Source organism: Micromonospora sp. NPDC049240, assembly GCF_040647835.1.
Lineage (GTDB): Bacteria > Actinomycetota > Actinomycetes > Mycobacteriales > Micromonosporaceae > Micromonospora.
Genome location: NZ_JBEZCX010000020.1, coordinates 1 through 13,913, shown reverse-complemented (window position 1 = coordinate 13,913; position 13,913 = coordinate 1). Strand labels below are relative to the sequence as shown.

7 protein-coding genes are annotated in these 13,913 nt (G+C 71.7%); 5 read left to right on the top strand and 2 right to left on the bottom strand.

The annotated features are described in order from the left end of the window. Positions 1-13 precede the first annotated feature (13 nt). Genes AB0B02_RS26210 through AB0B02_RS26200 form a run of 3 tightly spaced genes read left to right on the top strand, consistent with a single transcriptional unit; the run spans position 14 to position 3,782 of the window. Complete coding sequence (locus AB0B02_RS26210) at positions 14-772, top strand: thioesterase domain-containing protein (protein WP_357304512.1); 759 nt, start codon at positions 14-16, stop codon at positions 770-772. Then, the gene (locus tag AB0B02_RS26205; protein ID WP_357304509.1) at positions 759-2,519 is read left to right on the top strand and encodes a non-ribosomal peptide synthetase; all 1,761 of its coding nucleotides are present in this window, start codon (positions 759-761) and stop codon (positions 2,517-2,519) included. Before AB0B02_RS26210 ends, AB0B02_RS26205 begins: the two co-directional genes overlap by 14 nt. A 9-nt stretch (positions 2,520-2,528) precedes the next feature. Continuing rightward, a complete protein-coding gene (locus AB0B02_RS26200; RefSeq protein ID WP_281939067.1) occupies positions 2,529-3,782 on the top strand; it encodes a cytochrome P450 in 1,254 nt (417 codons plus the stop codon). A gap of 1 nt (position 3,783) precedes the next feature. On the opposite strand, the gene AB0B02_RS26195 is transcribed toward AB0B02_RS26200, so the two are convergent. Then, positions 3,784-5,535, bottom strand: coding sequence for an AMP-binding protein (locus AB0B02_RS26195; protein WP_281939065.1), 1,752 nt, complete (start codon positions 5,533-5,535; stop codon positions 3,784-3,786). Positions 5,536-5,746: 211 nt separating this feature from the next. On the opposite strand from AB0B02_RS26195, the gene AB0B02_RS26190 reads away from it, so the two are divergent. Continuing rightward, on the top strand, positions 5,747-7,069 hold the full coding sequence (locus tag AB0B02_RS26190; protein ID WP_281939063.1) for an NAD(P)/FAD-dependent oxidoreductase: 1,323 nt from the start codon (positions 5,747-5,749) through the stop codon (positions 7,067-7,069). A gap of 13 nt (positions 7,070-7,082) precedes the next feature. On the opposite strand, the gene AB0B02_RS26185 is transcribed toward AB0B02_RS26190, so the two are convergent. After that, on the bottom strand, positions 7,083-8,231 hold the full coding sequence (locus tag AB0B02_RS26185) for an acyl-CoA dehydrogenase family protein (RefSeq protein WP_281939061.1): 1,149 nt from the start codon (positions 8,229-8,231) through the stop codon (positions 7,083-7,085). A 294-nt stretch (positions 8,232-8,525) separates the two neighbouring features. Here AB0B02_RS26185 and AB0B02_RS26180 point away from each other — a divergent pair. Next, positions 8,526-13,913: amino acid adenylation domain-containing protein (locus AB0B02_RS26180; protein WP_357304503.1), on the top strand; the 5,388-nt coding region annotated here is incomplete at its 3' end.

The following is a 13,913-nucleotide window of genomic DNA, read 5'->3' as shown; positions in this document are numbered from 1 at the left end:
CGGAGCCGCCCGCATGGACGTCACGGCCACCCGCCGACCATGGCTGCTGCGCAAGCCCACGGACGACAGCACGTACCGCCTGTTCCTGCTGCCGTACTCCGGAGTCGGCGCGTCCATGTACGCGCGCTGGCCGGCCCGGCTCGGCCCGGCCGAGGTGTGCCTGGTGCAGCCGCCGGGGCGCGAGAACCGGTTCCGCGAGCCGCACTACGGCCGGTACGAGGACTACGCCGCCGCCCTGGTGGACGACATCCGGCCGCTGCTGGACCGGCCGTTCGCGTTCTTCGGGCACTGCAGTTCGGCTCTGGCGGGGTTCGCCACCGCGCTGCATCTGCAGCGGCTCGGCCTTCCGGTACCGGACCGGCTTTTCGTGTCGTCGGAGGTGGCGCCCCACGACGGCCCGTACGGTCGGTTCCTCGACATGGACGACGAAGCCCTGGGCGTCGAACTGGCCGGGTTGATCCGGGCGATGGGCGGCCGGCCGCAGCCCGACGCCATCGAGGTCGGGCTGGGCGTGCTGCGAGCCGACCTGGCGGCCAACCGCCGGTACGTCTTCCCGGAACCGGTCCGGCTGGCGACGGCCATCACCGTGATCGGCTGGACCGACGACCGGGAGATCCGGCCCGAGCAGATGGTCGGCTGGCGCGCCTACTCCGGGGACGTGCGTTTCGTGACGCTGCGAGGCGACCATCACGCGTTCCTGGCCGCACCGCCGGCACTGCGCGGCGAGATCATGCGCGACCTCGAAAGGACGGCCAGCGATGCCGACACCTGAGTCCGCCGGCACCGTCCTCGACATGATCGCCGAGCAGGTCGCCACCCGCCCGGACGCGGTCGCGGTGAGCTGGCGCGACGAGCGGCTGACCTATCGGGACCTCGACGCCGCCGCGAACCGCCTCGGCCATCGCCTGATCGCGGCGGGCGTCCGGCCGGACACCCCGGTGGGGGTCGACGTGCCGGCGTCGGTGCGGCTTCCGGTCGCGCTGCTCGGCGTCCTCAAGGCCGGCGCCGCCTACCTCGGCGTCAACCCGTCGCAGCCACCGGACTACCGGCGTGCGCTGCTCGACGACGCCGGCGTGCGGATCGTGGTGACCGCCGAGGACGACAGCGCGGTGGACGGCCGTACCGCCCTCTCCGTCGACGGCGACGGCCCCGATGCCCCCACGCCCCGACGGCCGCATCCGGACAGCACCGCCTACGTCGCGTACACCTCCGGTTCGACCGGCCGTCCCAAGGGCGTCCGGATACCCCACCGCGCCGTCACCAGGCTCGTCGCCGCACCGGACTACGTCGAGGTGACCCCGGCGGACACGGTGCTGCACGCGGCGCCCGTCGCGTTCGACGCGTCCACGTTCGAGCTGTGGACGCCGCTGTGCCACGGCGCGCGGGTGGCCGTGCGGCCACATGACGCCGTCGAGCCGCGCGACCTGCTCGACGTCATCGCCCACGAGCGGGTCACCGTGCTGTGGCTGACCGCGGGTCTGTTCCACCACATGGCCGCCGGGCCGCTCGACGCGTTCGGCGGGGTTCGCACGCTCCTCGTCGGCGGTGACGTGATCGACCCGGCGGCGGTCAACCGCGTGCTGGCGGCCGTGCCGGGGTTGCGCGTGGTGAACGGTTACGGGCCGACGGAGAACACCACGTTCAGCCTGTGTCACCCGGTACGCACGCCGGTCGACGGACCGGCGGTTCCCATCGGCCGGCCGGTGCCGGGCAGCGGCGGGCACATCCTCGACGCCAGGCTGCGCCCGGTGCCCGACGGCGAGACCGGTGAGCTGTACGTCGACGGAAGCGGGCTGGCGCGTGGCTACCACGCGCAGCCGGCCCGCACCGCGGAGCGTTTCGTGGCCAACCCGTTCGTGGCCGGCGCCCGCATGTACCGCACCGGCGACCTGGTGCGCCGCCGCCCGGACGGAGCGGTGGACTTCCTCGGCCGCGTGGACGACCAGGTGAAGATCAGCGGCTACCGCGTCGAACCGGGCGAGGTGGAGGCGGCGCTGCGCCGCTGTCCGCCGGTGCGGTCCGCGGCCGTGGTGGCACAGGGCGCCCCGGACGGCAGCCAGCGCCTGGTCGCCTTCGTGGCAGGTGATCCCGCGGAACCTCCGCTGTCGACGCTGTCGATCCGCCGCCACCTGGCCGCGTCGCTGCCCCGATACGCGGTGCCGGCCGCGATCACCGTCGTGGAGGACCTGCCGCTGACGCCCCAGAGCAAGGTGGACCGAGCGGCCCTGGCCGCCTGGGCCGGCCGGGACCGGCCCGAGGTCAACGCCGAGTTCCAGCCGCCGGGCACCCCGACGGAGCAGGCCGTCGCCACGGTCTGGGCCGATGTGCTGGGCCTGCTCACCGTCGGCGTGCACGACGACTTCTTCGAGCTCGGCGGCTACTCACTGGCGGGCATGCGGATCACCGGCGAACTTGAGGCGAACTTCGGCCTCTCCCTGCCGGCCAGGACGTTCTACGAGAACTCGACGGTGGCGGAGCTGGCCCGGATCGTCGACGCGCATCTGGGCACCGGGAGCTGAGGAACTGGCATGCGGATAACCGTGCCCACCGCGGACGCCGAGGTCGACCTGAGCCGGGTCGACCTGTTCGACCCCGAGCTGTACGCCACGGGTGACCCGCACCCGATCTGGCACGCGCTGCGCCGGCATGCGCCCGCGCACCACCAGCGGCTGGCGGACGGCCGCGAGTTCTGGTCGGTGACGCGGCACGCCGACGCCTGTCGGGTGCTGGCCGACCACACCGAGTTCACGTCGCAACGCGGCACGTTGCTCAACGCGCTGAGCCGCGGTGACCCGGCCGGTGGCCAGATGATGGCCGCGACCGATCCGCCGCGGCACACGTCGATGCGCGAGCCGCTGGCCCGGGAGCTGTCCCCGCACCGGCTGAACCAGCGCCGGCACCTGCTGACGCGCGCGGTGCGCCAAGCTCTGGAACCCGCCCGCGACGGGGACGTGTGGGACCTGGCGGTCGCGGCGGCTGGTTTCCCGATGTCGTTCACCGGCGCGTTGATGGGCATCCCGGAGGCCGACTGGCCCCGGTTGACGCGCGCGACGACGATGGCGATCGCGCCCGACGACACCGAGTTCCAGGAGGGGGACAGCCACATCACGCTCGTCGGCGTCCACCACGAGCTCTTCGACTATTTCTCCAGCGAGGTCACCCGTCGCCTCGCCGAGCCGTCCGACGACCTGATCGGCTTCCTGACGCAGATGCGGCCGGACGGCGGGCCGCTGCGGCACGACGCGATCGTCTACAACTGCTACAGCCTGCTGCTCGGCGCCAATGTCACGACGCCGCACGTGCTCACGGCACTGGTCTGCGCGTTCCTCGAGCACCCCGACGAGTTCCGGCGTCTCAAGGCCGACCCCGGTCTGATCGCGCCCGCGGTCGAGGAGGGCCTACGGTGGTCGTCGCCGGCCAACCACTTCATGCGGTACGCCCGCACGGATGTGACGATCGCGGATCAGCGGATCCGGCGTGGCACCGCGGTCGCGGTGTGGCTCGGCTCGGCCAACCGCGACGAGGCGGTCTTCGCCAACCCGTACCGCTTCGACATCGGCCGCCGGACCGAGCGTCATCTCGCCTTCGGGTACGGCCCGCACTTCTGCGTCGGCGCCTCGCTGGCCCGCATCGCACTGCGGATGCTGCTCACCGAGTTCGTGGCGCTGGTCGACGACATCGAGCCGGCCGGGCCGGTGCGCCACCTGAAGTCCAACTTCGTGGCGGGCATCAGCCACCTCCCGATCCGGACCCGCCGCGCCGGGCGACCGGCGGCGAGCTGACTCAGCGGGTCGCGGCGCCCCAGCGCGGCAGGCCGGTGAACTCGTCCTCGCGGAACTCGACGCGCTCGCCGCCCTGCCGCTGCCACGCCTGCACCTCACCGCGCTGCACCTTGCCCGTGCTGGTGCGCGGAAGCTGCACGAACTCCAGCCGCCGCACCCGCTGGTACGGCGAGAGCCGGGTCGCGATGAACCGGAACAGCTCGCCGGCGGCGTCGGTGTCCTGCGGGATACCGGGTGCCAGCTCGACGAACGCCTTCGGGACGGTGAACCGGACCGGGTCGGCCGCCGGCACCACGACGACGTCGGTCACGGTGTCGTGCTCGCGCAGCGCCCGCTCCAGTTCGAAGGGTGAGATGCGGTAACCGGACGACTTGAACAGGTCGTCCGCCCGGCCGACGTAGCCGAAGTGCCCGTCGCCGTCGAGGCGCGCGATGTCGCCGGTGTGGTAGAAGCCGTCCCGAATGACCCGGGCGGTAGCGGCCGGGTCGCCGAGGTATCCCGCCATCAGGCCGATCGGGTCCGACGCGAGATCCAGGCAGATCTCGCCCTCCTCGGCGAGCGCGCCGCGGCTGTCCCGCAACACCAGCGGCAACCCCGGTAGCGGCCGGCCCATCGACCCGGGCCGTACGGCGACGCCGGGCGAGTTCGCGATCAGGCCCGGAATCTCGGTCTGGCCGTAGCCGTCGCGGACAGTGACGCCGAACTCGGCACGCACGCCGTCGAGCAGCGCCGCGTCGAGGGGTTCACCGGCCGACGTCGCGGCGTCCAGCCGCAGCCGGGTGCGGGTGGTCGTGCGCGGCAGGAGCTGCCGCCACACCGTCGGCGGCGCGCAGAACGTGGTGACCTCGCCCCGGCGTAGCGTCTCGAGGGTCACGTCCGGGTCGAACCTGCCGGCGCGCAGCGCCACCACGCACGCCTCGGCCGACCACGGCGCGAACAGGTTGCTGCACACGTGCTTGGCCCAGCCCGGTGACGCCACCGCCAGGTGCCGGTCGTCGCGCCGCAGCCCGATCCAGTACATCGTCGACAGTTGTCCGACCGGCAGTGACGAGTGGGTGTGACTGACCAGCTTGGCGTGCGAGGTGGTGCCGGAGGTGAAGTACAGCATGAGCGGGTCCTGGGCACGGGTCGGACCGGACGGGGTGAACGTCGTGGCCGCCGTGGCGGCGTCCTCGAGGTCGAGCCACCCGGGGGGCACCGGCTGACCGGGCTCGTCCCTGCTGGCGATGAACGTGACGTCGCCGCGCCCGGCCGCGTCGAACACCGGCGCGCTCGCCACCGTCGCGATCACATGCCTGACACCGCCGCGGAGCATCCGGTCGGCGATCCCGTCGACGCCGGTCATCGGGCTGGCCGGCACGATCACGGCGCCGAGCTTCATCACGGCCAGGATGGTCTCCCACAGCGCCACCCGGTTGTCGAGCATCACCAGCACGGCATCACCACGGGCCACCCCGTGCCCGAGGAGCCAGTTGGCCAGCTGACTGGAGCGGGCGGAGAGCTGCGCGTACGTCAGCGTGGTCTCGCACCGCGGGCTGCCGGTGCTGGTCTCCCACAGCTGCAACGCCGGTCGGTCGCGGCGATCCGGTCGCTCCGCCAGGTGGTCGAACCAGTCGAGCGCCCAGTTGAACGACGGCAGCCTCGGCCAACTGAAGGCGGCGGTGGCGGCGGCGTAGTCGTCGCGGTGTCTCTGCAACAGGTCGCGCGCGGCCCGGAAGAGATCGCTGGCGGGAGCCGACGAGGATGCGGACACGGTAAACCTCCGGACACGGTGCACGGCCACGCGACAATCGGTCAGCTGATCGATCGTTATCGTTTCACGCGGACGACCGCAGCGGCAAACCCCGGACGATCACATCAGGCGACCGCAGTCGCGGACCACAAGCATGCAAACCCTTTTCGTGGACCCCGGTCGATGCAATAGTGGTAGCGACGGGTGTCGATCTATGTGGGGAGTGGACATCGTGTCCGAGACAATCCGGGAAGAAGTCGACGCCATCGTGATCGGAGGCGGCCCGGCCGGCTCCTCGGCCGCGCAGCTCGTCGCGGCGAGCGGGCACTCGACAGTTCTGCTGGAGCGCGCGCAGTTCCCCCGTTTTCACATCGGAGAGTCGATGCTGACCTACACCGCCGCGCTGCTGGACCGCCTGGGCGTGCGTGAGGAGGTCGACGCGACCGACTTTCCGGTGAAGACGGGGGCCGAGTTCTGCGACGTCGACGGCGGCTACACCCGGGTGGATTTCACCGACCAGGGCGCGGGGCGCGAGCTGACCACCTACCAGGTCGAGCGGTCCGCCTTCGACGACATGCTGTTGCGGCACGCCGCCAAGGCCGGCGCCGACGTGCGTCTCGGCGCGCGGGTCACCAGGTTCGAGCGCGCGGGCGAGCGCCTCACCGGCGTGACCTACACCCAGGACGGCGTGACGCGTCACCTGTCCGCGCGCCGCATCATCGATGCCAGCGGCCGGGCCGGCGTGATCAGCACCGGCGTGCTGCGCAGCCGTCGCACCCCGGACCGGCTGCGCATGGTCGCCGCGTTCCGCCACTACGACGGGGTGCGGGAGGCCACCAATCCCGGCGTGGCGGGCGACATCCAGATCGGCAGCCACGCCGACGGCTGGGTGTGGGCGATCCCGATCCGGCCCGAGCGGATCAGCGTCGGCGCGGTCACCCGACCCGAGATCCTGCAACGGATGGGCGCCGATCGGGTGTTCGACGAGTTCACCCGGCGGATACCGCGGGTGCACCAGCGGATCGCGGATCTCACCGAGCACAGCGAGACGCGGGTGGAGAGCGACTTCACCTACTTCTCCGACCAGGTCGCCGGTCCGGGTTACCTGATGGCCGGCGACGCGGGCTGTTTCGTTGATCCGATCTTCTCCGCCGGGGTCTACCTGGCGCTCACCTCGGGCATCCGGGCCGGTGAGACGACGGTGGCGATCCTCGACGGCGCGCAGGACGAGACGGCGGCGACCGAGCTCTACTCGCGGTTCTACAAGACCGGTTACGACACGTACTTCCGGCTGATCTACGCGTTCTACGAGCACGACTTCCGGCTCGGCCGGTTTCTCAAGAGCACCGGCGCGCGGGTGGCGCCGATCTGGATCGCGCGGCTGCTCGGCGGTGACTTCTGGAGCCAGAAGAACCCGCTGGCCCGACACCTGCGGACGATCGAGGAGTACCGGAGCTTCGCGCCGTACGAGCCGCTCTACGGCTGCCCGGTCTATCCGGAACTCGAAGCCGCCGAACGCGACCACGTCGCTCTCGGCGAGCCTGCCAACGCGTAGCCTCGCGCGAGGTTCACAGGGTGCCGGCGATGAGTTCCTTCATCACCTCGTTGGCTCCGCCGTAGATGCGCTGCGCGCGGGCGTCGACGTAGAGCTGGCCGATCGGGTAGTCGCGGGTGTAGCCGTTGGCGCCGTGCAGTTGCAGGCACCGGTCGAGCACCTGGCACTGCACGTCGGAGAGCCAGAACTTCGCCATCGACGCGGTGCGCGCGTCGAGCGTGCCGTCCAGGTGCCGGGTGACGCAGTGATCGACGAAGACCCGGCCGACCTGCGCCAACGTCGCGCACTCGGCCAGTTCCATGCGCACGTGCTGCAGGGCGAACAGCTCGTCGTCGTACACCATGCGCTGGTGGGCGTAGGCCACCGTCAGCTCGACCGCGCGCTCGGTCACGGCGGCGGCCATCACACCGACCAGCAGGCGCTCCCACGACAACTGGTCGAGCAGCATCGCGTAGCCGGCGTTCTCCCGGCCCAGCAACGCCTCCGCGGGCAGCCGGACGTCGTCGAGGGTGATGTCCGACGTGTCGGCCGACTCCTGGCCGATCTTGTCGAGCACCCGGCCACGTACCACCCCGGGCTGATCTCCCACCGGAACCAGGAACAGCGATATGCCCCGCGCCCCGGCGGACGCGTTCGTCTTCGCCGCCACCACGAGCAGGTCGGCCGAGCCGCCGTTGGTGACGAACGTCTTGGCGCCGCTCACCCGCCAGCCGTCGCCGTCGCGCTCGGCGCGCGTGCGGATCGCCTTCAGATCCGATCCCGCCTCCGGCTCGGTCAGCGCGATCCCGGCGATCACGTCACCGCTCGCCATCGGCGGCAACCATCGGCGCTTCTGCCCGTCGGTGCCGTAGGTGACCAGATACCGGGCCACGACACCGCTGTGCACCGCGTTCCCGAAGCCGAACTCCCCCGCGCGCGCCTGCTCGGCGATGACGACGAGATCGTGGCGGGCGTCGCCGCCACCGCCGCCGTACTCGGCCGGCACGCCGGCGCACAGCAGGCCGAGTTTTGCCGCCTGGCGCCAGAAGACCCGGTCGACGTGCCGCTGCGCCGCCCACTCGGCGCGCCGCGGCGCGGCCTCGGTGGTGAAGAAGCGGCGGCTCAGGCTGGCCAGCTCGGCGACGTCGTCGACCTGCCACGGCGATCGGTAGGTGTCGTCCACCACCTCACCTTAACCACTGCCGACAGCCACTCGCATCGACTCACATCGTTCACCTTCCGCACCGGCGGCCACCCCGCTCCGCACGGATAAAAACGATCACTAAGACCCTTACATCGAAGCGAACCGAAGTGTTGACAGCGTTCCGGGCATCATGAAAGCCTGACCAAACATTTATGCACTTCGAATTAAGTGCACCGCGGGGCAAGGGACCTGCGTCTGTTTTGTGCGGCAACCACAGCAACGCCGATCGCGCCGCCGATCGGTGTGCGGGTAAGACTCGACGAGGGGAGTGCCGTGTCCGCAGCGTCACCCACGCGGTACCCGTTGCTGGCGGCCCAGACCGGCGTCTGGCTCGGGCAGGAGATGGACCCGGACGCGTCGCTCTATCTCTGGGGCAACTACCTCGAGATCCACGGGGCGGTCGACGTGGGGGCGCTGGTACGGGCCATCACCCTGGCGGTGGCCGAGGCAGAGGCGCTGCACGTGCGATTCGCCCGCTCGGCCGACGGGCCGGTGCAGGTGCTGCACCCACCGGCGCCCGTCGCGCCCCGCGTCATCGATCTCGACACCGGTCAGGACGCGATCGTGGCCGTCGACGCGTACGCCCGCGCCGACCTCGCCCGGCCGGTCGATCTCACCACGGACGCGCCATTCGCCCACGTCGTGTTCACCGCTGGGCCGAATCGGGTCTTCTGGTACCAGCGCTACCACCACATCGCGGTCGACGCCTACGGCGCGAGCCTGATCACCCGCCGCGTCGCGGCCCTCTACACGGCACTCGTCTCGGGCCGGACCCCACCGCCGACCCCGTTCGGCTCGCTGGCGGCGCTCGTCGACGAAGAAGCCGCCTACCACAGCTCGGGAACCCGCGCCGCCGACCGTGCCTTCTGGCACGAGCGGTTCGCCGACCGGCCCGAACGCATCAGCCTCAACCCGGTGGACACGTCGATCAGCTCCACCTTCGTCCGCAGTCGTCACGAACTGCCCGCCGACACCGTCGACGAACTGCTGGCGGCCGAACGGCGTACCGGCGTGCGCTGGTCCCGGCTGCTCATCGCCACCACAGCCGTGTACCTGCACCGCATGGCCGGCGCCGACGACATCGTGCTGGGTCTGCCCGTCGCGGGCCGGAGCGCACCCCACGCCGGCCGCACCCCGGCGATGACGACGAACGTCGTGCCGCTACGCCTGACCGTGCGCCCCACGACCACCGTGGCCGACCTCGTCGGGCAGGTCGACGGCGAGCTGCGCGCCGCGCTCGCGCACCAGCGTTACCGCGGCGAGGACCTGCACCGCGAACTGCGACTGGGCGGGCCCGAGCGGCGCTTCTTCGGCCCGATGGTCAACGTCATGCGGTTCGAGGAGCTCCGGTTCGGCGAGCACCGCACGATCATGCACAACCCGGCCGCGCCGCTGCTGGAAGACCTCTCCGTGGTCGCCTACGACCGCGCCGGCGCCGGACCCCGCGTCGACCTGAACGGGCATCCCGCGCTCTACACCCCGTCCGACCTCGATGGCCACGCCACCCGCCTGCTCGCGTTGCTGGCCGCCGCCGCCCGCCGGATCGACCGGCCGGTCGGCGGCTTGAGCATGGGCGTGGGCGCCGGAGCCGGCGTCGCAGCCGCATCCGCAGCCGCATCCGCCACCGCCGACACCACCCTCGTCGACCTGGTTCGCCGGCGGGTCGTCGCCACGCCCGGCGCTCCGGCGGTCATCGACGGGTCCCGCACCCTGAGCTACGGCGACCTCGAATCGGACTCGACACGCCTGGCCACGCTGCTGCACCGGCACGGCGTCCGGCCCGAGCAGCGCGTGGCGCTGGTGTTGCCCCGCTCCGCGGAACTGGTCACCGCGATGCTGGCCGTGACCCGGCTGGGGGCCGCCTACGCGCCGATCGATCCGGACCACCCCGCCGACCGCGTCGCCTACCTGCTGGCCGACACCACACCCGCCGCCGTGGTGACCACGAGCGCGCTACGGCACCTGCTGCCGCCACTCGACATCGCGGTGCTGAACGTCGACGGGGGCGACGACACCGGCGCGACCGAGACCGCCGAGCCAATGGCCGGCCCCACCCCGGACAGCGCGGCGTACGTCATCCACACCTCCGGCTCCACCGGCGCGCCGAAAGGTGTCGTCGTCACCCACCGCAACGTCGAACGGCTGCTCGCGAACACGCTCGTCGACTTGGACGTGGGTCCGGCCGACGTCTGGACCATGTTCCACTCCCACGCGTTCGACTTCTCCGTCTGGGAGATCTGGGGCGCGCTCACCACCGGCGGCAGCGTCGTCATCGTGCCCCGCGACGTCGCTCGCGCGCCCGACGCCTTCCGGCGGCTGCTCGCCCGCGAACGCGTCACCGTCCTGAGTCAGACACCCTCCGCGTTCGCCGCGCTCGACCGCGCCGACGTCACGGCGCCTGACGACCTCAGCCTGCGCTACATCGTCTTCGGCGGCGAACGCCTCGCCCCGGACCGCCTCGGCGGCTGGTTCGACCGGCACGGCGCCGACCGCCCGCGGCTGGTCAACATGTACGGCATCACCGAGACGACGGTCCACGTGACCCGCTACGACGTCACCGCCGACGATGTCGGTCGCCCGGTCAGCCCGATCGGCACGCCGCTGCCACATCTCGCCGCCTACATACTCGACGGCAGCATGCACCCGGTACCGGCCGGCGCCGCCGGGGAACTCTACGTCGCCGGCGACGGTGTCGCCCGCGGCTACCTCGGCCGACTCGACCTCACGGCCACCCGGTTCGTCGCCGATCCGTTCGGGCCGCCCGGCGCGCGCATGTACCGCACCGGTGACCGGGTCCGGTGGACGGGGCAGGCCCTGGAGTTCCTCGGCCGCACCGACGACCAGGTCAAGGTCCGCGGCTTCCGGGTCGAGCCGGGCGAGATCGCCGCCGTGCTGGCCCGGGGCGCCCACGTCGCCGAGGCCGTGGTGGTGCCTCGGGAGAACGATGGCGGCGAGATCAGTCTCGTCGCCTACGTGGTCCCCGCCCCGGACACCACACTCGACCCGGCCGCCCTGCGCCACGACCTGGCCCGGACGCTGCCTGATCACCTGGTGCCGGCGGCGCTGGTGATCGTGGACGCGTTGCCGCTGACCGCCAACGGCAAGCTGGACCGCGCCGCGCTGCCGTCACCGGCATCGCCCGGCGTCAGCGCGGGCGTGCACCACGAACCGTACGCCCAGATTTTGGCGGAGCTGTTCGCCGACGCGCTCGGCGTTCGCACGGTCGGCGCCGAGGACAACTTCTTCGACCTCGGCGGCCATTCGCTGCTCGCGACCCGGCTGATCGGCCGCATCCGGTCCACGCTGGCCACCGATCTGGAGATGGCCGACTTCTTCGCCCGGCCCACCGTCACCGGCGTGCTCGCCCACGTGGCACCCGGTCGCGCCGCCCGCCCGGCGTTGCGCCCCGCTGGTCGACCGGATCTCGTCCCGCTCTCCCCCGCCCAGCGACGGCTGTGGTTCCTCGACCGGCTCGGCAGCCGGGACACCTACCACGTCCCGCTGGCCGTGCGGCTGCGCGGACCGCTCGACCGGGACGCGTTGCGCGCCGCCCTCAACGACCTCGCCACGCGCCACGAGTCGCTGCGTACCGTGTATCCGGAGGTCGACGGCGACCCGCACCAGGCCGTCCTCGACGCCGGCGGCCTCGACATCGCGCTGGACGAACGTCCGGTACCCGCCGACGAGCTCGGGCCCGCACTGCGACGCGCCGTGGCAGCGCCGTTCGACCTCACCCGCGACCTGCCCGTGCGGTGTCACCTGTACGCCGTGGACGACTCGACGACGGTACTGCTGATCGTTCTGCACCACATCGCCGCCGACGGGGCCTCCATGGGCCCGCTCGTGCGTGACCTGGGCACCGCCTACCGGGCCCGGCTCGCCGGCACGACACCGGCGTGGCCACCGCTGCCCGTGCAGTACGCCGACTACACGCTCTGGCAGGAGGAGTACCTCGGCCCGCCGGACGAGCCCGACAGCCGCCTCGCCCGCCAGACCGGCTACTGGCGGTCGGTGCTCGCGGGGCTGCCCGAGATCGTCTCGGTGCCACTGGCCCGGCCACGGCCGGCGGCTGCCTCCTTCCGGGGTGACACCTACCGGTTCACGTTCGACGCCGACCTGCATGCGGGCATCGTCCGGCTGGCCCGGGAGACCGGTACGACGGTGTACATGGTGTTGCTGGCTGGTCTGGGTGGGTTGTTGAGCCGGCTGGGTGCGGGGGTGGACATTCCGATCGGTTCTCCGGTGGCGGGTCGGTTGGACGAGCGGCTGGACGATCTGGTCGGTTTCTTCGTCAACACGCTGGTGATGCGGGTGGACACTTCGGGCGATCCGACGTTCGCCGAGTTGCTGCGCCGGGTGCGGCACACCACCCTCGACGCCTACGCCCATCAGGACGTCCCCTTCGACCACCTGGTCGAGGTGCTCAACCCCACCCGCTCGCTGGCCGCGCACCCGCTGGTCCAGATCCTGCTCGCGATCGAGGACGACATCGTCGAGACCGCCTTCGACCTGCCCGGCCTCGACGCGGATGTCCTGCCGGTCGGCCGCGACAGCGCGCGCCTCGACCTCAGCGTCATCGTCCGCCAGCACCGCGGTCCGGACGGCCGTCCGTCCGGGATGGATGGGGTGGTGGAGTTCTCGTTGGATCTGTTCGACCGGGCGGTCGTGACCGAACTGGTCGATCGGTGGCTGCGGGTCCTGACCGGACTGGCCGCCGGGGGTGTCGAAGCCCGACTCTCGCAGTGGGACGTGGTGTCCGCAGCGGAGCGTGCCGACCTGCTGCGCTGGGGCGACGGCGGCGACAGCCAACCCGTGCTGTCCCTGGCCCAAATGGTCGCCGCACAAGTGACCGCCCAACCGGACGCCCCCGCCGTCACCGCCGGCGACCTGACCCTGTCCTACCACCAACTGTGGCAACGCGCCGGCGCCCTGAGCACCCGACTCACCACCGCCGGCGTCGGCCCCGAAACAGTGGTCGGACTCCTCCTCCCACGCGGCATCGACCTCGTCACCGCGGTGCTGGCAGTCTCCCGAGCCGGCGGCGTGTTCACACCCCTGGACCCGACACTGCCCACCCCACGCCTGCACACCATGATCACCCAGGCCGACGTCCACATCGCCGTCACCGACCACACCACCACCCAACTGGCCACCACCCTCAACCTCACCGCGATACCCGCCGACGACATCCCCACCGAACCGACCGAACCCGTCGACGTCGTCGCCCCCACCACACCACACGCCAGCGCCTACGTGATCTTCACATCCGGATCCACCGGCCAACCCAAAGGCGTACGAGTCCCCCACACCGGACTCACCTCACTGGCCCACACCCTCCACACCCGACTCACCCTCGGACCAGACGCCCGCGTCCTACAACTCTCCACACCCAGCTTCGACGCCTGGGTCATGGAACTCCTCATGTCACTACCCCACGGCGCCACCCTCATCATCGCCCCACCCGGAATCGTCGCCGGACACGACCTCAGCGACCTCCTGCACCACGCCCGAATAACCCACACCCTGATCCCACCCACACTCCTGGCCACCGTCACCCCCACCCCCATACCCCACCTACGATGCCTCCTCGTCGGCGCCGAAGCCTGCCCCGGCGACCTCGTCCACCACTGGTCCCCCAACCGGCTCATGATCAACGCCTAC